Genomic DNA, 23821 nt, shown 5'->3' on the forward strand with positions numbered 1-23821 from the left:
GGAGATGCTGTCTGAATCCGGGGTTGCTTAGGACAGGAAATGAAGAGAACTGGTCTGAGGAGTCCGAACCTGATGCAACTTCGGACAGGAGGAGTAGAATTCCGCGATATGTTGTCCGAACTTAGAGCAACTTCGGACAAGGGGAGGAGAGATCAGCGTGGTGTTGTCCGAACTTAGAGCTGCTTTAGACAGGAGAAGAAGAAATCCGAACAGGAGAGCCGAACCTGGTACTCATTCGGGGAATGAGGACTCCGCAGTTTTATCATACTCAACCTCACACCTGCATATAGAAAAGGGAAAGTAAATCTATACAGGAGTGATGGAATGGCAATCTTGGTTACAGGTGGAGCAGGTTATATTGGTTCACATATAGTAGATCTTCTAATACGAAAAGGGTATGAAACAGTGGTAGTTGATCATTTGGCTGCGGGCCACAGGCAGGCGGTTCATCCGAAGGCAGCTTTCTATGAGGGGGATATCAGATCGCAGGATTTTCTGAATAGTGTCTTTTGCAGCGAACGAATAGAGGCAGTCTTTCATTTTGCGGCATCATCCCTGGTAGGGGCATCGATGAAAAATCCGCTCAATTACTATGATAATAATGTACTTGGTTCTCTTAGCCTTCTAAAAGTTTTGGACGCGCATAAGGTTAAACAGCTCGTGTTTTCGTCAACTGCAGCTGTATATGGTGAGGCAAAAAGCCAGCCTATACGGGAAGACGCGCCGCTCGAGCCTGCAAGCCCGTATGGCGAGACGAAGCTTGCCATTGAACGAATGCTCCACTGGTGGGCGCAGGCATCAGGAGCAAGGTTCGTGTCGCTCCGTTATTTTAATGCAGCAGGGGCAAAAGCTTCAGGGGAAATTGGCGAAGACCATCAGAACGAGACACACCTGATCCCGATTATCCTGCAGGCGGCACTTGGAAAAAGAAAATCTGTCTCCATTTTTGGAGATGACTATCCAACAAAGGATGGTACCTGCATAAGGGACTATATTCATGTAGAGGATTTGGCTGAAGCCCATCTGCTGGCACTCCGCTACCTGGAAGATGGAGGGGAAAGCAATGTCTTTAATCTGGGAGGCAGCAAAGGGATCTCTGTTAAAGAAGTGATTGAAACCGCAGCAGAGGTAACAAACAGATATTTTAAAGTTACGATTGCTCCCCGCAGGTCTGGGGACCCGGCAGAACTTGTTGCTTCATCAGAAAAAGCAAGGTCACTGCTGAAATGGAAGCCGCAAAAAACAAGTATCCGTCAGATCGTCGAGGATGCCTGGAGCTGGCACAGGTCCCATCCTGACGGATATCACAAATCAAAAGCGAGCTTGCTTTAAGTATAGTGAAAGCTTTTCCCTCAGCTCAGGTCTTTGCAGGGCATAATCAATCGAGGCTTTAAGAAAGCCGAATTTATCTCCAATATCATAACGGCTGCCCTGAATCAGATACGAATAAATGTTTTCCCGGCGAAGCAAAGCATGGAGGGCATCTGTCAGCTGCAGTTCGCCTTTGCTGTCGGGGCTTCCGTTTTCAAGCATATCAAAGATAGCCGGTGTTAAGATATAGCGGCCAATAATGGCATGAGCTGAAGGCGCCTTCTCAGCAGGGGGTTTTTCAACGAGGTTATCCACTTTATATAATAGTCCTCTCTGTTCTGAATAGCCGACAATTCCATATTTATTTACTTCGGACAGAGGAACTTCACTGCATCCGAGGATGCTGGCCCCCGTTTGGCTATACTGCTCAATCATTTGCAGCATGGCAGGAGGTTCCCCGTCAATGATATCATCGCCAAGGAGGACAGCAAACGGCTCCTTGCCAATGAATTTTCTGGCGCATAAAATGGCGTGCCCCAATCCGAGCGGCTCCTTTTGCCTGACATAATGGATATCAGCCAGATTGGTTATTTCGCGCACTTCCTCAAGCATTTCAAGCTTTCCGCTTTTCTGCAGCAGCAGCTCCATTTCAACCGACTTATCAAAATGGTCTTCAATCGCCCGTTTGTTTCTCCCGGTTATAATGATGATATCTTCAATCCCGGAAGCGATGGCTTCCTCCACAATGTATTGAATGGCGGGCTTGTCGACAATGGGGAGCATTTCCTTGGGCTGTGCCTTTGTGGCAGGCAGGAAACGGGTCCCGAGGCCTGCTGCAGGAATGACCGCTTTTTTAATCATAAAATTCCCCCCTTTCCACTCTATTTTTATGTCGGAGGAAGGTTGTATTATCCCTTCCTGAATATTTTGCTCCAGTACGTGAACCCTAAAATTGTAAATAATCTTGAACCCAGAGGTGTAGAGATTGCTTTTGAAAAAAAATACAGCCGAGAAAAATCTCCTTATTCTGGCCATAATTGCACTGGCCCTTTTTGTATCCCCCCTGTACATATTAGGTGAAGACGCGCATATCCGCGTTCATGATAATCTTGACAGCAATCTGGCATGGTATAAAGTTCTTGCTGAAAGCGGACAGCTGACAGGACCGATTGACGCTGTCATTCCGCAAGTTATGAACGGAAATTTGTCCCGCAATGCGTTTGGCTCGGAATTTACATTAATTGTTTGGCTGTATGCCCTTTTTCCGCCGATGATTGCTTATGCACTCAGCCAGACGATCACAAGGGTGTTTGCTTTTATCGGTATGTATTTGCTTTTGAAAAAGCACTTTCTTAAAGAAGAAAAATGGGCGCCCATTACGATTGGGACAGCCCTTGCTTTTGCTTTCACGCCATTCTGGCCTTCCGGTATGCTGAGCACGCTTGGGATGCCGCTTGCTCTGTGGGCCTTATTAAATATCAGGCAGGGGGAAAGGTCGTGGAAAAATGTCCTTGTATTAACCCTATTGCCTTTATATGCGAGCATTGTCCTTGGATTTTTCTTTTTTCTGAGTGCAATGGGGATCTTCTGGCTGACGGATGTCATCAGGAAAAAGGCATGGAATTGGCCATTTCTTTTATCGATTGTTTATATGACAGGGATTTTTTTCATCGTGGAATACAGACTCGTTTATTCCTTTCTTTTTGACGATGAGCCAAACAGCCGGGATGAGTACTTTCATGCGAGGCTCACTTTCTGGCATTGCGTCAGGCTGACATTCAAGAACTTTGCTCTGGGGCACCACCACGCAGCCTCGATGCATACTCTGGTCATTCTCCCGCTTATGTTTGTAGCCCTTTTTATGACGCTAAGGCAGAAAAAGGGGAAGAAGGACAAGGTGTTTTTGTTCCTGTTCTTTCTTAACTTTGCCCTATCAGCATGGTATGCCTTCTGGTTTTATAAAGGGTGGCTGCCGCTGACAGAGCGTTTTCATGTTCTTGATACTTTCAATTTTGCCAGGTATCACTTTTTAAGGCCGCTGGTTATCTATGTGCTTTTCGCGCTGACCTTGAAAATCATTTGGTCTCATGGGCCGTTCTGGAGGCGGCTGGTTCCGATTTTTGTGCTGGCACAGGTCATGGCCGTTTCTTTTTTTAACGAGGAAATTCTTTTTCAGGATAAGCCAACGGTCAAGCAATTTTACGCAGAAGAGCAGTTCTCGGCTATTAAAGAATACATTGGGCTTCCGCAGGAGGATTACCGGGTGGCAAGCATCGGGCTTCATCCGGCCATTGCCCAGTATAATGGCTTCTACACGCTAGACTCGTATAATAATTTCTACCCCTTAACATACAAATATCAGTTTCGGAAAATCATTGAGAAAGAGCTGGAAAAAAATAAAACACTCCGCATTTATTTTGATGAATGGGGCGGAAGATGCTATCTCTTCACGGACGAGCTTGGCAAGCATTATATGTTCAAAAAGCGGACGAAAAAAAGGCTGAAGAATCTTGAGTTAAATACAGAAGCCTTTAAGGCCATGGGCGGTTCCTATCTTTTTTCATCCGTCCCGATCGACAATGCGGAAGATAATCTGCTTCGGCTGGAGAAGGTTTTTGTATCAAAAAGATCTGTGTGGAAAATCTACCTTTATAAAGCCATATAAGCAGGAGGAATTAAGAATGACCAACCCAGTACTCACCATCGTAGTTCCTTGCTATAACGAAGAGGCGGTACTGCCGGATACAATTCATCAGCTGAATGGGCTGCTTGAAGGAATGTTGGGTGATGATCTTGTTTCTGATAAAAGCAAAATTCTGTTTGTCGATGATGGAAGCAGGGACCGGACCTGGCAGATCATTTATAAGCAGAGCCTGAATAATCCCAAAGTGCGGGGGCTGAAGCTTGCCAAAAATGCAGGACACCAGAATGCTCTGCTTGCAGGCTTAACAGCTGCAGGAAAGGTTTCGGATTGCACGGTGTCTATCGATGCCGATCTTCAGGATGATATTGCCGTGATCCGGGAGTTTATCCTGAAATTCCGCGAAGGATATGACATTGTCTATGGAGTAAGAAAAAAGAGGGACCGTGATACGTTTTTCAAAAGAAACACTGCACAGGGATTTTATAAAATAATGAAGAAAATGGGTGTCGATCTAATCTATAATCATGCAGATTTCCGCCTGATGAGCAAGCGTGCTTTGGAAGAACTGCAGCGCTATGAGGAAACCAATCTTTTTTTGCGCGGAATTGTGCCTTTGCTGGGCTTTAAAACGGCCAATGTTTATTATGACCGCAAAGAGCGTCTTGCCGGGGAAACAAAGTATCCGCTGAAAAAGATGCTGGCCTTTTCCTTTGAAGGCATTACTTCCTTTTCCGTTACGCCGATCCGAATGGTATTGGCATTGGGCATCGGCTCTTTTTGTATTAGCTTTTTATTTGGCCTCTACTTTCTTGGATTGCGCTATTTTGGTGAAACCGAAACCGGCTGGACCTCGTTGATCACTTCGATTTGGATGCTGGGGGGACTTCAGCTGACAGCCATTGGCCTGGTGGGGGAATATATCGGGAAGATCTATAAAGAAACAAAACGCAGACCTAAATTCTCAATTGAGATAGATGCGTTTAATCTGCCGATTTCCCGCCATTTGATCACGGACGGAGACCTTGATGATGAGCACGCGGACATTCCTTTTGGAACATTATCTGAAACGAACTAATACCTTTATTCGATTTTTGCTTGTGGGAATAGGCAATACAATTGTTGGGCTTTCCATGATATTTATGCTGCTGGATTTGGCGGGGCTTCCGTATTGGACTGCTACATTTCTGGGAAACAGTATGGGGGCAGCGGTCAGTTATTTTCTGAACAGAACGTTCACCTTCAGGAGCAGGGCCAGCCTTCAAAGCAGTGCGGTGCGCTTTATTCTTATTCTGTTTCTGTGCTATATTCTTTCTTATTCCATAAGCGGCATGGCTGCAGGGTATTTACAGACTTTTACTTTTTTTGGGCATAATGTTTCGCCGGAAGAAATGGCGGTTCTTTTAGGAGCAGGCATTTACACATCAACTAACTATATCGGGCAAAAATACCTCGTTTTTACTAAATAGAGAAACTAAAATGAACTGCCAACAGAGCAGGTTTTTGAGGGGGGGCATTGGGAACCAAATTAGTCTCACTTATTAAAGGTGAGACTAATTTTATTTACAGTAAAGCCTGTCTGCATTTTTTGTTGCTTCACTCATTCATTTATAAGAAAGTTATGGCAAAATAGAAGCCTTTCTTTTAATTCATGACTAACCCTTTCTGAATCATAGGCACAAACAGATAGAAGTTTTGTTTTGGCAACGATTAGATCAGCTTCTTTTTCAGATACCGATAATTTTTTACTTACTTCCGGTTCATCACGCCATTCGACATGAGCCCAGCTCCGGACAGCTAAATCCTGTTCTGAATAACCTTCAATTAAGTTCGGAAGATAATCGAAAATAGAATTAACTCTAAAGTCCCCCTTGGCATAATAGAAGTCATAATTATTGACGAACATTACTTTTTCCAGGCAGTTATTATTCAACTTCTCTGTGAGACTTTTCTTAATCAATGGAGTCATTCGGTCATTTTCTATAATAATGGAGTATTCATTACGTTCTAAGCCGGAAAGAACAAATTCCATGACATTTGAAATATATTGATCCTGCTTCTTGGAAAAATATAATACATGTCCCTTAGTAAGGTCTTGAATTTCATGGACTTCTTTTAAATGTATACTTTCCAAATTTGCACCCCAATGAATTTTGACATTTTATGCCTGCCATTTCAGTTTATCATACATTGATATTAAAAAGGGTTCACAAGCGAAAGGAGAAATTCTTAATTCTTAAGCTCTGTTGATTGATTGTAAATAGAATGCAATAGTGTTACCCTGAAACGACATAGTGTCTTTCCTATGTAAAAAGGAGCGAATACACTATGCTTAGTAAGGAAGAAAACTTACTATTCATTAGAGAACTTGGACGTTTACAGGCTGATTTATACAACTGTAGCGATGATCAAGTACGCAACAGCATTCATCAGGATATTCTATTACTTCTTAAGGCACTATCAATGACTGCTATGAATTAGCAGTTTTTTTATGTTATTTTCGGAGTTTGTGCATGCTCGAATGGAGAAATGATGTTTTTCTTTGTGTGTTTTCTTGCATATAATTCAGAAAAGTGTTAATCTAAATAAGAATTATTTTTGTTCGGTGTAAAGGATAGTTTGAGTATAACTTTACGTCTTGATGATCACTGAGAGCAAGGATAGTAACACAATGTGTGTTTATACGCACAAGGAGGCAACAAAAATGGAAAATGGTAAAGTAAAATGGTTTAACAGTGAAAAAGGCTTCGGATTCATCGAACGCGAAGGTGGAGAAGACGTATTCGTTCATTTCTCAGCTATCCAAGGCGAAGGTTATAAATCTTTAGAAGAAGGTCAAGAAGTGACTTTCGATGTTGAGCAAGGTCAGCGTGGAGCTCAAGCAGCTAACGTGCGCAAAGCTTAATTAAAAAACCTCAGGGCAGGCTCTTTATGGGCCTGCTTTTTTATGTTTAGGAAAAATATATCGATGTGATATTCCTTTGGGAAAATGATCTGTTTCCAGGTCCAGCGCATAGCCCTTTGTTCTTGAAAATAAGGAACCCCGCTCACGGATGAGCAGGGCACATGTACACAGTAAATCAAATGGTAAACAAAGTGTATCATATTATTGCGAATTTTCCTAACATGCTTTGATAAAGAGCGGCAGAAATCCTATCCCCTGTCAACCTGCATCATAATTTTAGTGACGTAATGCTCCTTATTATTATGTACAACGGTATCATAAATGTATTCTTCAAAAACATGCTCCCCTAAGGTTAAATGCAGCCTCTCCATCTCTGAGAAAAGCCGCTTATATGTATGGCTGATTGTTTTTTCGCTTCCAACATGATAGCCAATAAGGAAATCCCCTTTTACTGCCCGAAAATACGGATGTCCTTCCTTTGGGTTAGGCTGCTCGATATACAAATAGCTGTAATTGGAGAATTCCCCTTTCAGGACCTGCTCCCTCTTCGTAATAGACCCAATGGGATACCCTGAATCAAGCTGTGATATCTGCAATTCATTAATAAAATCCGAGATGACCTCCACAAATTCTTCATTAGATATATTTTGGATGTTCCTGCTCAGATAGAGGGTTGCTTCCGGCAATGGCTGAAGCGTAATTCGATTAAAATCCAGCTGAGAAGCTTCTTCCATTAATCCGATTTTGGCCTCGATCATTTTCTCCTTCATTTCGATTTCCTGCCGTTTTTTCACAATCTCTTCTTTTTTCCGGTACATGATGGTTAAAAAGCTTTCGGGCGATTTATTTTGCATATACTGCTGAATATCGTTAAGCGACATGCCAAGATCCTTTAATAAATCAATCACAAAAAATAACTCTAATTGGTGAATGGAATAATAGCGGTAGCCTTTTTCATTTTTCTTTACCGGGGACAAAATCCCGATTTGATCGTAATAAAAGATTGTCTGCTTGTTAACCTTGCAAAGCTTTGCGAATTCACCAGTCGTTAAATATTTGCCATCTTTTTTACTCATTTTTTACATCACTGCCCTTGACTATATAGTTACTATATACACTAGGATAAAACGTATAAATAAATCAAGTTTGACTGTTTTGTAAGGAGCATGATATAGATGAAGACACAAAAAATCACTTTAGGGTTATTATTGACGAATTTATTCATAGCCTTTCTGGGAATTGGATTGGTCATTCCTGTCCTGCCTACATTGATGAATGAATTGGGCATAACGGGCACAACAATCGGGTATTTAACAGCCGCATTTGCATTGGCCCAGCTTATTGTTTCCCCGTTTGCAGGGAGAGCAGCCGATAAATGGGGCAGGAAAATCATGATTGTTACGGGCCTTTTTATTTTCGGTTTATCGGAGTTTTTATTCGGGATCGGCCAAGAGATCGAGCTGTTATTCGTTTCCCGGATCTTGGGCGGAATTAGTGCAGCCTTTATTATGCCGGCCGTGACAGCCTTTATCGCGGATATCACGACGACGGATACCCGGCCAAAGGCACTCGGGTATATGTCAGCAGCCATTAGTACGGGATTTATTATCGGTCCCGGCATCGGCGGATTTTTAGCGGAATTTGGAACACGCGTCCCATTTTTCTTTGCAGGGGCACTGGGTGCACTGGCAGCTATGCTTTCGATGATTCTATTATCTGAGCCTGAACGCAGTGTAGAAGAGAATGAAGAAGGGGCTGCAGAGGGCAGAAGCGGCTTCCGACGCGTGATGGAGCCAAAATATCTCCTGGCCTTTATTTTGATTTTCATTGCCTCATTTGGACTGGCCGCTTTTGAATCATTCTTTAGCTTATTTGTGGATCACAAGTTTGCTTTTAAACCATCAGATATCGCCATTGTGATCACGGGAGGAGCCATATTCGGAGCAATATCGCAAATCCTCCTGTTTGACCGCCTGACCCGGATTTGGGGCGAAATCAAACTGATCCGCTACAGCTTAATACTATCCAGCCTGCTTGTGTTCTTAATGACTGTTGTTCATTCCTACTTCGCGATTTTACTTGTAACCTTCATTGTGTTTGTAGGATTCGACTTATTCCGTCCGGCTGTCACTTCCTATCTTTCCAATATCGCAGGTAATGAACAAGGCTTTGTGGGCGGCATGAACTCTATGTTTACAAGCCTGGCGAATATCAGCGGACCAATTATAGGAGGGATGATGTTTGATATCGATATTAACTACCCATACTATTTTGCAACCGTCATACTGGCATTGGGGATTGGGTTGACACTGGTATGGAAAAAACCTGCAGAGAAGGCAGCCAAAGTGGTAAAGGCTATATAGAAGCCTAATTAAAGTATCATTTCAAATAAAAGAGTGCAGGTTATAATAAAAGAAGTATGAAATACCCTGAAAGAGAGTTGAGTTTTTGTGGATACTCAAATAACTGCTAAACTTAAAATAAATAAGCCAGCCAGTGAGGTGTTTGATGCCATAATAGACCCAGTTAAAATCGGTCATTTCTGGTTCTCATCAAGTTCCGAAAGATGGCAGCAAGGCAAGTCTATTACAGTGAAATATGATGAATATAATGCAGAAGGCATTTTAAATGTATTAGAAATTGAGGAAAACAAGAAAATCGTGTTTTCATGGGGCGGAGAAACGAATGAAGAAACAGTTGTTGCCATTACACTGAATGAGCCGGATCATTTGAGTACAATCGTTGAGGTGTACGAATCCGGTCTTGACGAAAGTGACCCTGAAGCCGTAAGCAAAATGCTGGGGCAAAAAGAAGGCTGGATCTATATGCTGACTTGCCTCAAGGGCTATTTGGAACATGGCATTACTGATTTGAGAGCATCATTAATCCATTAATAAGATTTCAATTCTGTTATCAACTGGTACCAGGCCTAATGATTGGAAGGCTCGTTTATAAAGCAAAAAGAGTGAATTAAAGTCTAATTCACTCTTACCAGAATTAATTTTTAGCTCCATTATCAGGGTATGGCTGACCGTACCCTTCTACTTTCCCAGCACGTTCTCTTTCGTATTCTGAACCTGAACCTTGACGATTATCAACTGAGGATTTCGCTGCTTGCTTTTCTGACTTGCCGTTCTCACGTGACAATATCTTCACCTCCCATACACAGTTTAGATTGCTTAATAATTGTGAAACTATTCAATAGGGATAAGGAAACGTGTAGCAAGAGCGATTTTTGAAAAGAGGGAGAGGACACCTGTCCCTTTTTTTCTGTTCGGACAATAGAAGGTGGTCCTTAGGACAGGAATCTGAGAAAATCCGGGAGGAGTTCGAAGCTGGTTCTCCTTCGGACAGGTTAGGTGAAAATCCCAGGCGAATAGTCCGAAGTTAGCGGACCTTCGGACACGAGAAGGAAAAATCCGAGTAAGGAGTACGAACCCGGCACCTAAATTCCAGCATGTGCAAAACGCGTTCCTGTAAAAGCAGGAGCGCTTTTTTTTTTGCCGAAATCGTCTGAGATAAAAAGTAAAAATAATACAAAAAGGAGAAGTAATAGGGGAGAAGGATTGGTTTTTTTGCGGATTTACAAATGGTTGAATTTAATACTACACTCCTCGAAGGAATTCTCCGGGAGCCTGCCTATGATCCACAAGTCAACTGGCTTTTCAGGTGCATATATGCTATGTTGTAAATATATAGTAGACCTTTCTTTGTAAACGGGAAAGGTCTGCTTTTTATATATTCAAAAGAAGGATGGTGCATGGAAATGACAGTAGAATTGAAGTTTTGCAAGGTGTTTGATCCCAGCAGGGGGGTTATCTACTATGAACCATAGTCTTGAGGCACTTACAGAAAAAGAGTACTTTATTAAGCAGCTGACGTTTATTGATGAGAACTATCAGGATCTGAATAGCCTATATTTATCTTCCACTCCGCTCAAGGAGCGGAAAAAGGACTTCCTTAGTGTTTATGTAAATGAAGTGGAGCAATACATTGCACTTTGTAATCAAGCACCAGCAGAACCCCCTTTGCGAAAAGTATTGATTGGAACGAAAGTAACTGTGTTATTCGACGGGGAGGATGACCGGGAGGATTATCATATCTGCCTGCCCGACCAGTCTGACCCTGATAATGGCTGCATTTCATTCTTGTCCCCGGTTGGCCGGCAGCTTCTGTTAAAAAATATGGGTGAACAAACATCCCTGATTATCCCAAGCGGCCAGCTGGATGTAGTTATCGAAAAAATATCGTACTGGGACAAGGAGACAGGCTAACGGATATTATTTGGAGCGGAGGGACAAATTCGTCCCTCTGTCCCTGGCAGAAAGAGCTTGCGATTCAAATAATTGACTTCCTAAACTGTAACATATAACATTACAGTAATCTTTCGCTGCCCTCCTGCAGGGCAATGGTCATTTTGCGCAGTTTACGATGCGTAAACAGAAGGAATATATAACACACTAGGTTTGAAAGGTTATAAAAAGGAGTGTTTTTTTGTGAATCCAAGCTATAAACCGCTATTAGAATCTCTTCAGTTAAAAAATAATGCGGAGTTAAAAAACAGAGTGGTCCTGGCTCCGATGACTAATTTCTCATCCCACCCGGATGGAACGGTGTCAGATGCCGAGATCGATTATTACGTACGCCGCTCCAAAGGGGCAGGAATGGTGATTACGGCTTGTACAAATGTGACAGCCAACGGAAAGGGATTTCATGGTGAATTCGGCGGCGATCACGATGGGATGATTCCAAGTCTTTCGAGGCTGGCAGCCAGCATTAAAGAGCAGGGTGCCAAAGCAGTACTCCAGATCTTTCATGGCGGGAGGGAATGCCCCCCAGAGCTCGTTCCAAATGGGGAAACAGTCAGTGCCAGTTCGGTTGCATCTGAAGGAAGCGGCAACACGCCAAGAGCACTGACGGAAAAGGAAGTGGAGGACATCATTGCTGCTTTCGGCGAGACCACCCGCCGGGCCATCCAGGCAGGGTATGATGGCGTTGAAATTCATGGAGCCAATGGCTATTTAATTCAGCAGTTCTTTTCTCCGCATTCGAATCACCGTGAGGACCGATTCGGAGGCAGCCTTGAAAAGCGCATGACATTCCCTCTTGCTGTGGTAGACGCAGTCCAAAAAGCGGTAAAAGAACATGCGAAAGAGCCATTCATTGTCGGGTACCGTTTTTCTCCGGAAGAGCCTACTGAGCCAGGAATCACCATGGAAGATACTCTTCAATTGGTCGATGTGCTGTCAGATAAAGGGCTGGACTACCTTCATGTCTCCCTGATGGACTTCTGGTCCAAACCGAGACGAGGGGCTGATGAATCTAAGCCCAGAATTCAGCATCTGTTAGAAAAAATGAATAACCGCCTGCCGCTTATCGGAGTAGGGTCAATCCATACTCCTGATGAAGCTGTAAATGCACTGGAAACGGGAGTGGCCATGGTCGCCCTTGGCCGGGAACTGATTATGGAGCCGGATTGGGTGCAGAAGGTGCAGGAAGGAAAAGAGTCTGAAATTGCCACCACTTTATCCAAGAAGGATCAGGAAAAGCTGGTCATCCCAGATCCGCTCTGGCAGGCAATTGTAAACACTCCGGGGTGGTTTCCGGTTGTAGATTAATTGATTGGATAGCAGTGCCTTTATAATTATTTTTAAAGGGCAGAAGTGACAGCCTTTACTGTCACTTCTGCCCTTTTGTTTTCATATTTATTCATCTTTCCTTAATGATGATGCCCCTGCACAGCTTCCTGCTTGCCTGTTCCTTCTTGCAGGAATTCCATGTCGCTTTTCGACAGCTCTCCCACAATAAACTGCTTTTGCGGCATAATCAGGCTGTCGCCTTGCTGGGCGTGTACTTTTACATAGTAAAGGCCATCCTTGTCAAAATCCTTGCTGATGCTGTAGACACCGCTGCCCTCATTGACTGCTTCCTCCATCCCATATTGGACAGTGCCGTCCAGCTTCCAAATTTCGAAATGAACAAAATCAGCATGAACAGCCGGTTTGCCGTCCTGTGTGAGAGTGGCTTTAATTGTTTCCCGTTCTCCAGCTGTAAAAGTGTCAGGTGTTTGTATTTCCAGTTTCAGCGGAGTTTCCTGTTTGTAAAGCTCTGCTGCATTCTTATCAAGTGAACATGCACTCAGGAAAGACAGCAGCAGGATCATAAAGATATATTTTTTCACGGCAATAGACTCCCTTATCCTAAACTTACGCATTCAGAAACCTCTTTAACGCAGGGATTCTCCGGATCAAGGTTAAGTCAATCATCAAAACAGCGATGACCGATAAGCCGACTAATGGGAAGAGGACTCCCATGGCAATTAACAGAAGGAAGAATCCCTTTGTGCTGTTAAACCCAGCTGTTTTGGGTGCGCCCATATCTTTTTGGGGCTTGCGTTTGAGCCACAGATAATATCCGCCTACCGCCACAAGGATGATGCCGAGGCAGATGAATAAACTGATTAATTGGTTAATCAGACCAAATTGTGTCCCCTTATGAAGCGTAATTCCCCACGCTACCAATTTCCCGATCCACCCGTAATGGTCATAGCGGTAATCTGTTAAAACCGCACCAGTATACTGATCGACATGCATCGTAATTTCATCCTGCGCTTTTGGCGGGAAGGCTGAAATTGTATACACTCCCGTTTTATCCTGTGGAATATAAATTGAATAGCTAGGATGGACGCCTTCCCGTTCTGCAGCAGAAACCACATCATCAATCGAAAGAGGAATAAATCCCTGAAGGTCTGACGCAGGCACGTCCAGATTTTCGGCAGCCCATGGAACATCGGCAATGTCTTTTGTTTGGATGGTTGATTGTGGTCCGCTTCCAACCCAGACAGAAGGAGGATAACCTTGCCCGGTATTGGTTGCCATAGACTGAAAATTGGTGCCCCAGAATCCGGACCACGGAAGTCCAGTCATGATTAAAAAGAGCATCCCCGCTGTGACCCAAAAGGCAGGAACGGCATGTAAATCTCTTCTGAAAATCTTTTTCCCTCTATTCAGACGCGGAAAAAGGACGCCGCCCATGCCAGGCCTTTTCTTCGGAAACCATAAATACAGTCCCGTTACAATGAGCACGACTGCCCAGCAGGCCGCCAGCTCAACGATCCGATCTCCCAGCGTGCCGGCCATCAGTTCCCCATGAAACTCTTCGATTTTATCCATAATCCGGTCTTCGCTGTTTAATTCCCCGAGGGACTCACCTGTATAAGGATTGATAAAAATAGTAAGTGATTCATCGTTATTCGCAATTCCGACTTCACTGGAACGATTTGCGCTTTCCCCGGGACGGTACACCGTCACTGCTGCATCCGGATAAAGCTTCTTCACTTCTTCAATTTGCTGGGAAGCGGGAATCTTTTCACCTTGAGGGGTCACATCGTAGTAGTCCTGATAAAGGACTGCCTCGATTTGCGGCTTAAATAAATAGATTGCTCCGGTTACCGCCAGAATAAAGAGAAATGGCGCAAAAATAATGCCCGCATAAAAGTGCCATCTCCAAACCGTTCTGTAAAGAGATGTGTTAGTCTGCGGCGGTTTCTGTATATCAGTCGTTTCTTTAACCATTTCCATGTCATCAAAGCTCCTCTTCGTCCATCTTCTTTTCATATCTTAAAAGGGGAATGTGAGAAATGAATGAAGTTTTGAAAAAAGGTTTTGGCAAAAAGCTGTCATAACAGACAGAAACTTTCTTTTTTAGACAAGGATTTCTAAGTATAGTGTTGAATATTGTCATTAAAGAATAGACAAGGGAGATTTAAAATGATCCATAAACAATTAAAATCACAAAAAAGCATAGAGATTCTGACAAAGATAAGGGAGATTGCCATTGGTTTTCCTGAAACCGCCGAGCATATAGATAAGTTTGGCCATACTTCATTTAGGATAAAAGATAAGCCTTTTGTTATTTTGGGAGAAAACGAAGAGGGCATTCCGTCCATTGCTATGAAAACATCGAAAGAAACACAGGAATTTTTAGTGCAGGAAGGCAGCCGTTTTTTTAAGACACCCTATATTGGGCAGCATGGCTGGACCTCGATTCTAGGTGATCATAAATTAGATTGGGTTGAGGCAGAAGGCTTGATAAAAGAAGCTTATTTGCGGACAGTGCCTAAATCCATCCTGAAAAGCTTGAAAATAGGGGGGAGTCCATCCTAGAAAAGTGCAGTCAACCCGCCTATTAATAAAAGGATGGTACTTGCTAGAATGGCGATTTTCCCTGTGCGGCCAGATTTATCAAAAAGTCTAATAAACATTCTCCGCACCTCACTTTTTAGTTAGTTAAATTATAGTACGATTTGGGATTGAAAAGGATTCATGACATGCGCAGAGAAATTTTCTCTGGGCATTTTTTTGTGGAATCGGGTTCCTTACCTTTTGATACAGGCAGCCGTCAGTGACTTTAAGGGCACCTGATTTTCGAGGGGGGGGGAATCCTTTCTTATTATGGAGGATGGGGTCTTTTTTGAAAAAAAATCCCCTTTGACATTCTCCTGACACATTGGGCCTTTAAAGTATGACTTGTAAGGCAAACGAAAACTATTTCAAATTCAAAATAGATAAGAAGGAAGTGTTTTAATCATGACAGAGTTTAACGAAGAAAGCAGAACGGAAAATCGGACGGCGAAAAAACCGGTATGGAAAGGGTTCCTGTCAACAGTGGCGGCTGGTGTGCTAGGTTCGGCGCTTACGCTGACAGCCGTTCCGTATTTCCAGGATGATACGCCGCAGGCAAAAGTTCCAGAAGAAGCTGGACAAGCTGAAAGCTCATCCAATCTCGATGTGACGCCAGTATCCTCCTCATCCAATTCCCTGGCGGATACCATTGAGCAGGCATCGAAAGCGATTGTCGGCGTTGTGAATATGCAGCAGCAAAACAATAATCCGTTCAGCCAGTCGAGTGAAGCTTCAGAAAGCGGCACGGGTTCGGGGGTTATTTTTAAAAAGACTGATGATGCGGCGTACATTGTGACCAATAACCATGTGATTGAAAGTGCGAGTGAGATTCAGGTGACATTGCATGATGGGGAGAAGGCAACTGCAGAATTGATTGGAACCGATGCCCTGACAGACATTGCGGTGCTGAAAATCAAAGGGGAAGTAGACGCTGCAGCCATGACGTTTGGCGATTCTTCCAAGCTGAGAGCCGGCGATCAGGTGCTGGCGATCGGCAATCCGCTTGGCCTGGATTTATCGAGAACGGTGACACAGGGTATTGTGAGTGCAGTGGACCGCTCGATTGAAGTGAGCACTTCTGCAGGGGAATGGAACTTGAATGTTATTCAAACCGATGCAGCGATTAACCCGGGCAACAGCGGCGGCGCATTGATGAATACAGCCGGCCAGCTGGTCGGGATCAACAGTCTGAAAATCGCGGATAGCGGAGTGGAAGGCCTTGGGTTTGCAATCCCAAGCAACGAAGTCAAAACACTGATTGATCAGCTGATTAAAAATGGACAAGTGATCCGACCGTATCTTGGCGTTGGATTGGCAAGCTTTGATGAAGTGCCGCCTCAATATTTGCGCAATCTTCCTGATGGGGTGACTAGCGGAGCGATTGTGGCGAATGTGGATCCGGATTCGGCCGCTGCCAAAGCCGGACTTCAGGTAGAGGACATTCTGGTCAGCATTGGCGGAAAGCAAATTACGAATTCCGGAGATTTGCGCAAGCATTTATACAGCGGTTTTTCGATTGGCGATAAGGTGAAAATCGAATTTTACCGCGGGGGCGAATTGAAAACGGCGGAAGTCACGCTGACAAGCAATCAGAAAGCGAATTAGGAGATGGGAATAGGATGAAGAATAAGAAAGTTTTCTATTGGATTTTAGGCAGTGTATTAACAATCGGAGCAGCGGCAGCCATCTTTTTTACAATAAAGGAGGATGATGCTGCTGCGACCGTAAACGGGGAAGAAATCAGCAGGGATGAGCTGCATGAGCGTCTCGTTGACCAGTACGGGCAGGAGCTTCTCGATTCGCTGATCACCGAGAAAGTGATTGATCAGGAAGCGAAGAAGGAAAATGTGAAAGTGACACAGGAAGAAATAGATGAGGAAAAGGCTGTATATGCAGAGTCATACGGTGGGGAGGATGCTTTAAAGCAGACGCTCGAATCAAACGGCCTCTCGATGGCTGATTTTGAGGAGGATATCGAATCCTACCTCGCAACGAAGAAGCTTCTGGAACCAAGGATTAAGATTTCAGAAGAAGATATGAAAACCTATTTTGACGAAAACAAAGAAAGCTTTGCCCAGGAGGAACAAGTATCAGCGAGCCATATTTTAGTAGAGGATGAGGAAACAGCAAAGGAAGTCATCGGGAAACTGGATGATGGCGGCGATTTTGCAGAGCTGGCGGCTGAATACTCGACCGATGAAAGCAACAAAGATGCTGGCGGAGACCTCGGCTTTTTCGGGAGGGGAGACATGGTCGAAGAATTTGAGGAAGTTGCCTTCGCACTCGAGCCTGGCAAAATCAGTAAACCCGTTAAAACGGAATATGGCTATCATGTCATCAGGGTAGCAGAAAAGCAGGAAGCCAAAGAAGCAGTTTATGAAGATGTGAAAGAAGAGGTTAGAAATACATTATTTGAAACAGAGATGCAGACTGAATACACAGCATGGCTGGAAGAGAAATTTGAAGAGTATGAGATTAGGAATTATTTAGAGGGCTGAGGGGAATTTTAAGATGAATTTTTTAAAACGAGCGTTTTTAAGCGTGAAGGCCAGAAAAGGGAAAAGCATTCTGCAGATCTTCGTATTTACCCTGATTTGTGTATTAGTGCTGGCTGGACTATCGATCCAGACAGCCGCCGAAAAGTCGGGAGATCTTGCTCGCCAGAAGCTGGGGGCGGATGTCACCCTGCAGGCAGATATGGAAAAACTGAGAGAACAGGCGATGTCCGAGCAGGGAAGCGGAGGGGAGCGGGTACGTTTCCAGTCAGTGCCTGTCCCGCTTGATGCTGCAGAGGAACTGGCTTCTTATGACCAGATAAAAGGCTATAATTTCTACTCATCCACCACTGGGCTTGCCTCCGGTTTTGATCCGATTGAAAGTGACTCGGCTGCCTCTGACACATCTGAGGAAAGCAGTGAAGGGCAGGAGCCTGGGAGAGGCATGCCGGGCGGAATGATGCAGGGGGATGTGAGCCTGCAGGGGGTTGCATTTACAGACTCGGTTGCGGAGTTTATGGATGGAACCTCCTCGATTGTTGAAGGAACCGGAATCACAGAGGAGCATATCGGTAAAAATGTCACGCTGATTGAACAGACATTGGCGGAAGAAAACGAGCTGGGAGTTGGCGATAAGATTACCGTCACGAACCCGCGTGATGAAACGGCTGAAATGGAGCTTGAAGTGATCGGAATCTATCAAACAGGTTCTGCCGGATCTGATCAGGCGATGGATTTTACAGCACTGAACCCTTATAACAAGCTGTACGTTCCATACACTGCTGCTGCAGCACTAAAGGGATCTGACTATGAAAATACAATCGATAGCGCCATCTACTACATAGATGATCCTGCCGATATGCAGAGCTTTATCGATCAGGCAAAAGCAGAGAGCAGCATCGATTTCGAAACGTTCAAGCTTGATGCCGATGACCAGATTTATCAGCAGATGGTCGGCCCGATTGAGAATGTAGCCGGATTTTCGAAAAATATTGTGTACTTGGTGACCATTGCCGGAGCGGTCATATTGGGTCTGATCGTTATGATGTCGATCCGTGAGCGGAAGTATGAAATGGGCGTCCTGCTGGCGATCGGGGAAAAAAGGTGGAAGCTCGCAGGCCAGTTTATAGCGGAAATTTTAGTCGTGGCTGTTTTATCGCTCGGCATAGCCACAGCGAGCGGCAATGTGGTGGCGAGCCAGCTTGGCGACCAGCTCCTGGATCAGGAATTGGCATCAGCAGAACAGACGAATACACCGGAATCCTTCAGAGGAAGGGGCATGGGCGGCTTTGGACCGGAAATGATGCAGGCTCAGGAATCAGTGGAGAGGGTAGATGAAATGAATGTCCAGGTGACGGGGGAAGATCTTGGATTCCTTGCGCTAATAGGCCTCGTGATTGCGGCATTGTCGGCATTATTGCCTTCCTTATCCGTATTGCGCCTTCAGCCAAAAGCCATTCTAAGCAAGCAGGATTAAAAGGAGATGGAAAAATGAATTCATTGCTGGAATTTAAAGATATCAGCTACTGGTATAAACACGAAAATAAAAAACACGATATCTTGAAAAATATAAATGTGAGTTTCGAAAAAGGGAATTTTTACAGTATAATCGGGCCGTCCGGATCCGGGAAAACGACATTTCTTGCTCTGGCCAGTGCCCTGGATGTTCCGAAAGGAGGAGAAGTTCTTTACGAAGGAAAGGATATCCGAAAAATCGGGCTTACGCGGTTCCGGAACAAATATGTCTCGATTGTTTTTCAATCTTATAATCTGCTTCCGTATATGACGGCTCTTCAGAATGTATTAACGGCGATGGAAATTACAGGTTCTACTGCGAAAAATAAAAAGGCGGTTGCTGTGGAGATGCTGAAGCGGGTCGGGATTTCTGAAATCCAGGCCCGGCAAAAAGTGCTTACTTTAAGCGGCGGCCAGCAGCAGCGTGTGTCCATTGCCCGGGCTTTGTGCTGTGACGCCGAGCTCATTGTGGCGGACGAACCGACCGGCAACCTGGACGAAGAGACGGCCTTGGAGATTGTCGGGCTTTTACGGGCACTGGCCCACGAAGAAGGGAAATGCGTGATCGTTGTTACGCACGATCCCGACATTGCGGGAGATTCGGATGTGGTTGTGAAGCTTTCGAAAGGGAGTATTACGGTAACAGCGAATGAACCTGAGCTTGTTTCGAATTGAAAAAAGATGCCTTTTCCTGACGGAGAAGGCACCTTTTTTGACTTTAAAAAAGACACTGGAATGGAAGTGGCCCCTATAATCGAAGAGTGGCAATTAAATAAAGCAAAGTTGGATCGTAAAATGAAAAAGTGGCACATGATTCTTTATTCGTACAGCCCGCCCGTATACATGCTCGTCAGATTCACAATCACGTCATCCATCTGATACTTCTCCTCATTCATCACCAGCTCCCACATGAACATCTCATTCGAATAAAACCAGCATCTCGCGGTGAGGGCCGGATCGAGGTGCTCTTTGGCGAGCTTTTGCGCCTGGGCATAGCGGATATCGACTGAAATCCGCTCGATGAAGCGTTCGCGGATTCTATACCATTTACCCTCTATCTCAGGTGAGACGCCGATTGCCTCTTTTACGACCTTCATCATGTCCCGCTCGTCCAAAGCCAGCTGCAGGAACAGCCTGACCTGATTCTTAATATTTTCATAGGCCTCTTCTTTGGCCTGCGGCTTAAAGGGCATCTCTGCCACTTCGTAAAATTGGTTCATGAGATCTTCCATTAAGGTAATGAAAAGCTCATCCTTATTTTTAAAATAGACGTACGCCGTTCCGTAGCCAGTTTTTGCTTTTTTGATTACTTGGGAGATGGTTGCTTTCTGGAAGCCGCTTTCGAGAAAAACTTCTTTTCCGGCCTGGAGAAGCCTTTGGCGTGTTTTCAGGGCCTGCTGCTGCCTTGCCGGCAAATGATCTATCGGGTTCTTCATTTATTTCATTCCTTTGTTCATTTTCTGGCAACTATACTGACATTATATCATTGACATAGTGTCAATCAAACAATATAATTTTCGTAAATAATAAATATTCTGAAAGGTTGGAAATCTATGGATTTTACAAGAGAGTATGCAATCGGACTGGATACTGGCAGTGACCTGTCCTACCGGGAAGAGTTTTATATAAAAGAAGACGGAATTTATCTGGATGGCAATTCACTTGGACTGCTTTCAAAGCGTGCGGAAAAGTCACTCCTTGATCTGCTGGATTCCTGGAAGCACCATGCTATTGACGGCTGGACAGAAGGGGACAATCCCTGGTTCTATCTATCTGAAAAACTAGGAAAAGAATTGGCGCCAATCGTGGGAGCAAATCCGAGAGAAGTGATTGTAAGCGGTTCCACTACCGTTAACCTGCACCAGCTTGTCTCGACCTTTTATAAGCCGGAAGGAAAAAGAACGAAGATACTGGCTGATGAATTGAATTTTCCAAGCGATATTTATGCGCTGCAAAGCCAAGTCAAGCTGAAGGGCTATGATCCTGATGATCATCTAGTCCAGGTGAAAAGCGCGGATGGCCATACGCTGAGGGAAGAAGACATTGTCGCGGCGATGACAGACGAAATCGCGCTGATTGTCCTGCCGGGTGTTTTATACCGAAGCGGCCAGGTCCTGGATATGGAGTATCTGACTGCAGAAGCACATAAGCGCGGGATTGAGATCGGCTTTGACCTATGTCATTCGGTTGGATCCGTCCCGCATTCTCTGAGTGATTGGGATGTGGATTTCGCGTTCTGGTGCAACTATAAGCATCTGAATGGAGGACCAGGATCAACAGGCGGATTATTTGTGAACAAGCGCCATTTTGGCCAGGTCCCGGGACTTGCCGGCTGGTTCAGCTCCCGCAAGGATAAGCAGTTCGATATGGAACATGTGCTGACAGCAGCAGAGGATGCAGGCGCATATCAGATTGGAACACCGAATATCTTTAGCATGGCACCAATTATTGGATCACTCAGCATATTTAATGAAGCTGGCCTTGAAAGAATCCGTGAAAAATCTCTTAAACTGACTGGCTATATGATTGAACTAATTCAGCATGAGCTTGACGGACACGGATTTATCCTGCGCAACCCGCTTGATGAAAAGAAGCGAGGCGGCCATATTTATCTCGAGCACCAGGAAGCAGCAAGGATCTGCAAGGCGCTGAAGGCAGAAGGAGTTATCCCGGATTTCCGTGCCCCAAACGGAATCCGTCTGGCACCGGTGGCGCTGTACAATACGTTTGAAGATGTCTGGAAAACAGTTCAAATCCTTAAAGGCATTATGGAAGAAGAAAAATACAAGCAATTCGAAAATAAACGGGGAGTCGTAGCATGATGAAAAAAGGTTGGATCGATATTTCACAGCCGCTGACTAATAGCATTGCCCACTGGCCAGGAGATACGCCATTCAGTTATGAAACAGCTTTTACAAAAGAACAAACCGGCTCTGTCAATATTGGCAGGATTACGACCAGCCTGCATACCGGCACACATGTCGATGCGCCATTCCATTTTAATGACGAGGGCGAAAAGATCTTAGACCTGGACATCGAGCTGTATATCGGGCCGGCGCGTGTGATTGATGTATCTGCCTATGAAACGGTTGATTCGGAAGTTCTGAACCGATTTGATCTCGAAGGCGTGGCACGTGTCCTGCTCAGGACCGCGCTTCCGAATAATTCGGAAGTGTTTCCGAATCGGATCCCTGAACTGACCGTGGATATGGCGGACTACCTCGGCAGTAAAGGTGTGCGTCTGCTCGGAGTAGATGTCCCATCCGTCGATGCGCTCGACAGCAAAGAGATGGAAACACACCATGCTTTATATCGAAATGGCATTCATATTCTGGAAAATATCATGCTGGATGAGGTGGAAGAAGGAAATTACGAGCTAATTGCCTTGCCGCTTCCAATAAAAGAAGGAGACGGCAGCCCGGTGCGGGCGGTTATTCGGCCGATTTAAAGCTGGATAACGGCCAAAACATTCGAATTTATCGGCCAATATGGATGACTTATCGGTCAAACTAGCCTATTTAACGGCCAAACGGTCAGGTTTACCGGCCAACGCTAAATTTCAGCCCTGCTGGAATCGCAGCAGCCAGCAGAACTAGCCTTTACCGGCCGTTTTGAAGGAAATAACGGCCAAAACAGTATAAATTCCAGCCAATTTTATTAAAATACAGGCCAAACTGCAGGATTTACCGGCCAAATAAAGATCGACTGCAACCCGCAGCAGGTTTATCGGCCAAAAAAGTAACATATCGGTCAAAGTTTTTTTATATCGGTCAATCACATAACAATATCAGTCAGATTTTCTAATATATCGGTCACTTTCCAGATATATCGGTCAGTCGCTGATGTACCGGGCCTCAGAACCAGCCCGAATCAGGAACGACAAGAACCAATTCCAAGGAGGAATCCACATGAGCAACGAAAAACACCAGGACGTAAACGCGACAACCGCTGAAAAGAGCATACATACAGATTTCACCAACAACATGACATATGGAGAATACCTGCAGCTCGACAAAATCCTATCCGCACAAAATAGGCTTTCCGGACATCATGATGAGATGCTGTTCATCGTCATCCACCAGGTGAGCGAGCTGTGGATGAAGCTGATTCTTCATGAAATGGGTGCAGCCATCGAATCGATTGAAAACAATGATTTATCCACAGCACAGAAGCGATTAGCGCGCGTTTCGAAGACGCAATCGCAGATTATTCAGGCATGGGATGTGCTGTCCACATTAACGCCGTCCGAGTATATGGAGTTCCGCGATTCACTCGGCCAGGCATCTGGCTTCCAATCCTACCAGTATCGTATGGTAGAATTTGCGTTAGGCTATAAAACCGAACATGTACTGAAAATCTACCAAAAAGATCCGGATCTGCATGCGAAGTTAACGGAAGCGTTCGAAAAGCCAGGCCTATACGATGTAGCCATCCGCGCGCTTCACAAAGCAGGCCTGCCGGTTGATGAAGACATTCTGAACAGAGATGTAACCAGAACATACAAAGAAAATGATTCAGTCCGTGCAGCCTGGATGACGGTGTATAAAAATCCTGAAACGTACTGGGAGTTATACGAGCTTGCGGAAAAACTTGTGGATATCGAAGATTGGCTGCAGCAGTGGCGCTTCCGCCATATGAAAACGGTGGAACGGATCATCGGCTTTAAAATGGGAACAGGCGGTTCATCCGGCGTCGGCTATTTGAAAAAAGTATTGGATCAGCGCTTCTTCCCTGAACTTTGGGATATTCGCACGGAGCTGTAATCTAGGAT

General features: G+C 44.7%; 24 protein-coding genes. 17 read left to right on the forward strand and 7 right to left on the reverse strand.

What is annotated here, in order from left to right; genetic code table 11:
- Positions 1-324: 324 nt before the first annotated feature.
- Positions 325-1332 (forward strand): UDP-glucose 4-epimerase GalE, encoded by a 1008-nt coding sequence (gene galE, locus DFO72_RS15860; RefSeq protein WP_113882925.1) that lies wholly within the window; start codon positions 325-327, stop codon positions 1330-1332.
- Here the strand turns inward: galE and galU are convergent.
- On the reverse strand, positions 1312-2172 hold the full coding sequence (gene galU / locus DFO72_RS15865) for a UTP--glucose-1-phosphate uridylyltransferase GalU (RefSeq protein ID WP_113882926.1): 861 nt from the start codon (positions 2170-2172) through the stop codon (positions 1312-1314). The two genes, galE and galU, sit on opposite strands and share 21 nt — an antisense overlap.
- Before the next feature lie 130 nt (positions 2173-2302).
- On the opposite strand from galU, the gene DFO72_RS15870 reads away from it, so the two are divergent.
- Genes DFO72_RS15870 through DFO72_RS15880 form a run of 3 tightly spaced genes read left to right on the forward strand, consistent with a single transcriptional unit; the run spans position 2303 to position 5421 of the window.
- Positions 2303-3976: a DUF6044 family protein gene (locus DFO72_RS15870; protein ID WP_395858183.1), complete on the forward strand. Its 1674-nt coding sequence runs from the start codon at positions 2303-2305 to the stop codon at positions 3974-3976.
- 16 nt (positions 3977-3992) lie between these two features.
- Positions 3993-5030, forward strand: coding sequence for a glycosyltransferase family 2 protein (locus DFO72_RS15875; RefSeq protein ID WP_113882928.1), 1038 nt, complete (start codon positions 3993-3995; stop codon positions 5028-5030).
- Positions 5005-5421, forward strand: a complete 417-nt coding sequence (locus tag DFO72_RS15880) for a GtrA family protein (protein ID WP_243856182.1) — start codon at positions 5005-5007, stop codon at positions 5419-5421. The genes DFO72_RS15875 and DFO72_RS15880 overlap by 26 nt, the downstream gene beginning before the upstream one ends.
- Before the next feature lie 131 nt (positions 5422-5552).
- Here the strand turns inward: DFO72_RS15880 and DFO72_RS15885 are convergent, their stop codons facing one another.
- On the reverse strand, positions 5553-6086 hold the full coding sequence (locus DFO72_RS15885) for an MEDS domain-containing protein (protein WP_113882930.1): 534 nt from the start codon (positions 6084-6086) through the stop codon (positions 5553-5555).
- A gap of 570 nt (positions 6087-6656) precedes the next feature.
- Here DFO72_RS15885 and DFO72_RS15890 point away from each other — a divergent pair.
- A complete protein-coding gene (locus DFO72_RS15890) occupies positions 6657-6857 on the forward strand; it encodes a cold-shock protein (protein ID WP_009335135.1) in 201 nt (66 codons plus the stop codon).
- A 248-nt stretch (positions 6858-7105) separates the two neighbouring features.
- Here DFO72_RS15890 and DFO72_RS15895 read toward each other — a convergent pair whose 3' ends face one another.
- On the reverse strand, positions 7106-7933 hold the full coding sequence (locus DFO72_RS15895) for a MerR family transcriptional regulator (protein ID WP_113882931.1): 828 nt from the start codon (positions 7931-7933) through the stop codon (positions 7106-7108).
- Between the two features lie 99 nt (positions 7934-8032).
- Here DFO72_RS15895 and norA point away from each other — a divergent pair, with 99 nt between their 5' ends.
- Both norA and DFO72_RS15905 read left to right on the forward strand, forming a co-directional pair.
- Positions 8033-9220: a multidrug efflux MFS transporter NorA gene (gene norA, locus DFO72_RS15900; RefSeq protein WP_113882932.1), complete on the forward strand. Its 1188-nt coding sequence runs from the start codon at positions 8033-8035 to the stop codon at positions 9218-9220.
- 87 nt (positions 9221-9307) lie between these two features.
- Positions 9308-9751, forward strand: coding sequence for an SRPBCC family protein (locus DFO72_RS15905; protein ID WP_113882933.1), 444 nt, complete (start codon positions 9308-9310; stop codon positions 9749-9751).
- A 103-nt stretch (positions 9752-9854) separates the two neighbouring features.
- Here DFO72_RS15905 and DFO72_RS29525 read toward each other — a convergent pair whose 3' ends face one another.
- Positions 9855-10004 carry a hypothetical protein gene (locus DFO72_RS29525; RefSeq protein ID WP_166672503.1) on the reverse strand — a complete coding sequence of 50 codons (150 nt, stop codon included), beginning with the start codon at positions 10002-10004 and terminating at the stop codon, positions 9855-9857.
- A 677-nt stretch (positions 10005-10681) separates the two neighbouring features.
- Between DFO72_RS29525 and DFO72_RS15910 the strand changes: the two genes are divergently transcribed.
- Both DFO72_RS15910 and DFO72_RS15915 read left to right on the forward strand, forming a co-directional pair.
- Complete coding sequence (locus DFO72_RS15910; protein ID WP_113882934.1) at positions 10682-11131, forward strand: GreA/GreB family elongation factor; 450 nt, start codon at positions 10682-10684, stop codon at positions 11129-11131.
- 222 nt (positions 11132-11353) lie between these two features.
- Positions 11354-12475 (forward strand): NADH-dependent flavin oxidoreductase, encoded by a 1122-nt coding sequence (locus DFO72_RS15915; protein WP_113882935.1) that lies wholly within the window; start codon positions 11354-11356, stop codon positions 12473-12475.
- 101 nt (positions 12476-12576) lie between these two features.
- On the opposite strand, the gene DFO72_RS15920 is transcribed toward DFO72_RS15915, so the two are convergent.
- Positions 12577-13038, reverse strand: a complete 462-nt coding sequence (locus DFO72_RS15920; RefSeq protein WP_113883226.1) for a FixH family protein — start codon at positions 13036-13038, stop codon at positions 12577-12579.
- Positions 13039-13063: 25 nt separating this feature from the next.
- Positions 13064-14437, reverse strand: a complete 1374-nt coding sequence (locus DFO72_RS15925) for a PepSY-associated TM helix domain-containing protein (RefSeq protein WP_113882936.1) — start codon at positions 14435-14437, stop codon at positions 13064-13066.
- Between the two features lie 189 nt (positions 14438-14626).
- Between DFO72_RS15925 and DFO72_RS15930 the strand changes: the two genes are divergently transcribed.
- The 5 genes from DFO72_RS15930 (at position 14627) to DFO72_RS15950 (ending at position 19725) form a co-directional block, all read left to right on the forward strand.
- Complete coding sequence (locus DFO72_RS15930; protein ID WP_113882937.1) at positions 14627-15022, forward strand: MmcQ/YjbR family DNA-binding protein; 396 nt, start codon at positions 14627-14629, stop codon at positions 15020-15022.
- Positions 15023-15445: 423 nt separating this feature from the next.
- A complete protein-coding gene (locus DFO72_RS15935) occupies positions 15446-16645 on the forward strand; it encodes a S1C family serine protease (RefSeq protein WP_113882938.1) in 1200 nt (399 codons plus the stop codon).
- 14 nt (positions 16646-16659) lie between these two features.
- Positions 16660-17538 carry a peptidylprolyl isomerase gene (locus DFO72_RS15940; RefSeq protein ID WP_113882939.1) on the forward strand — a complete coding sequence of 293 codons (879 nt, stop codon included), beginning with the start codon at positions 16660-16662 and terminating at the stop codon, positions 17536-17538.
- 13 nt (positions 17539-17551) lie between these two features.
- The gene (locus DFO72_RS15945; RefSeq protein WP_113882940.1) at positions 17552-19012 is read left to right on the forward strand and encodes an ABC transporter permease; all 1461 of its coding nucleotides are present in this window, start codon (positions 17552-17554) and stop codon (positions 19010-19012) included.
- Positions 19013-19026: 14 nt separating this feature from the next.
- Entirely contained in the window at positions 19027-19725 is a 699-nt protein-coding gene (locus DFO72_RS15950; RefSeq protein WP_113882941.1) for an ABC transporter ATP-binding protein, read from the forward strand.
- Positions 19726-19868: 143 nt separating this feature from the next.
- Here the strand turns inward: DFO72_RS15950 and DFO72_RS15955 are convergent, their stop codons facing one another.
- Positions 19869-20486: a TetR/AcrR family transcriptional regulator gene (locus DFO72_RS15955; protein WP_113882942.1), complete on the reverse strand. Its 618-nt coding sequence runs from the start codon at positions 20484-20486 to the stop codon at positions 19869-19871.
- A 117-nt stretch (positions 20487-20603) separates the two neighbouring features.
- Here DFO72_RS15955 and kynU point away from each other — a divergent pair, with 117 nt between their 5' ends.
- The 3 genes from kynU to kynA all read left to right on the forward strand — a co-directional run bounded on the left by kynU (position 20604) and on the right by kynA (position 23813).
- Positions 20604-21872: a kynureninase gene (kynU, locus tag DFO72_RS15960; RefSeq protein WP_113882943.1), complete on the forward strand. Its 1269-nt coding sequence runs from the start codon at positions 20604-20606 to the stop codon at positions 21870-21872.
- Positions 21869-22498, forward strand: coding sequence for an arylformamidase (gene kynB / locus DFO72_RS15965; RefSeq protein WP_113882944.1), 630 nt, complete (start codon positions 21869-21871; stop codon positions 22496-22498). The genes kynU and kynB overlap by 4 nt, the downstream gene beginning before the upstream one ends.
- A gap of 460 nt (positions 22499-22958) precedes the next feature.
- Positions 22959-23813 (forward strand): tryptophan 2,3-dioxygenase, encoded by an 855-nt coding sequence (gene kynA, locus DFO72_RS15970; protein WP_113882945.1) that lies wholly within the window; start codon positions 22959-22961, stop codon positions 23811-23813.
- Positions 23814-23821: the final 8 nt, after the last annotated feature.

Origin of the sequence: Cytobacillus oceanisediminis (assembly GCF_004366035.1) — a bacterium.
GTDB classification, from domain to species: Bacteria; Bacillota; Bacilli; order Bacillales; family Cytobacillaceae; genus Cytobacillus; species Cytobacillus oceanisediminis_C.

Bases quoted from the DNA above. Each gene is read 5' to 3' on its own strand.
- DFO72_RS15890 (WP_009335135.1), top strand. From the start codon at position 6,657: ATGGAAAATGGTAAAGTAAAATGGTTTAACAGTGAAAAAGGCTTCGGA.
- kynU (WP_113882943.1), top strand. From the start codon at position 20,604: ATGGATTTTACAAGAGAGTATGCAATCGGACTGGATACTGGCAGTGAC.
- kynB (WP_113882944.1), top strand. From the start codon at position 21,869: ATGATGAAAAAAGGTTGGATCGATATTTCACAGCCGCTGACTAATAGC.
- DFO72_RS15935 (WP_113882938.1), top strand. From the start codon at position 15,446: ATGACAGAGTTTAACGAAGAAAGCAGAACGGAAAATCGGACGGCGAAA.
- galU (WP_113882926.1), bottom strand. From the start codon at position 2,172: ATGATTAAAAAAGCGGTCATTCCTGCAGCAGGCCTCGGGACCCGTTTC.
- DFO72_RS15950 (WP_113882941.1), top strand. From the start codon at position 19,027: ATGAATTCATTGCTGGAATTTAAAGATATCAGCTACTGGTATAAACAC.
- DFO72_RS15895 (WP_113882931.1), bottom strand. From the start codon at position 7,933: ATGAGTAAAAAAGATGGCAAATATTTAACGACTGGTGAATTCGCAAAG.
- DFO72_RS15925 (WP_113882936.1), bottom strand. From the start codon at position 14,437: ATGGAAATGGTTAAAGAAACGACTGATATACAGAAACCGCCGCAGACT.
- norA (WP_113882932.1), top strand. From the start codon at position 8,033: ATGAAGACACAAAAAATCACTTTAGGGTTATTATTGACGAATTTATTC.
- DFO72_RS15940 (WP_113882939.1), top strand. From the start codon at position 16,660: ATGAAGAATAAGAAAGTTTTCTATTGGATTTTAGGCAGTGTATTAACA.
- DFO72_RS15955 (WP_113882942.1), bottom strand. From the start codon at position 20,486: ATGAAGAACCCGATAGATCATTTGCCGGCAAGGCAGCAGCAGGCCCTG.
- DFO72_RS15930 (WP_113882937.1), top strand. From the start codon at position 14,627: ATGATCCATAAACAATTAAAATCACAAAAAAGCATAGAGATTCTGACA.
- DFO72_RS15875 (WP_113882928.1), top strand. From the start codon at position 3,993: ATGACCAACCCAGTACTCACCATCGTAGTTCCTTGCTATAACGAAGAG.
- kynA (WP_113882945.1), top strand. From the start codon at position 22,959: ATGAGCAACGAAAAACACCAGGACGTAAACGCGACAACCGCTGAAAAG.
- galE (WP_113882925.1), top strand. From the start codon at position 325: ATGGCAATCTTGGTTACAGGTGGAGCAGGTTATATTGGTTCACATATA.
- DFO72_RS15910 (WP_113882934.1), top strand. From the start codon at position 10,682: ATGAACCATAGTCTTGAGGCACTTACAGAAAAAGAGTACTTTATTAAG.
- DFO72_RS15945 (WP_113882940.1), top strand. From the start codon at position 17,552: ATGAATTTTTTAAAACGAGCGTTTTTAAGCGTGAAGGCCAGAAAAGGG.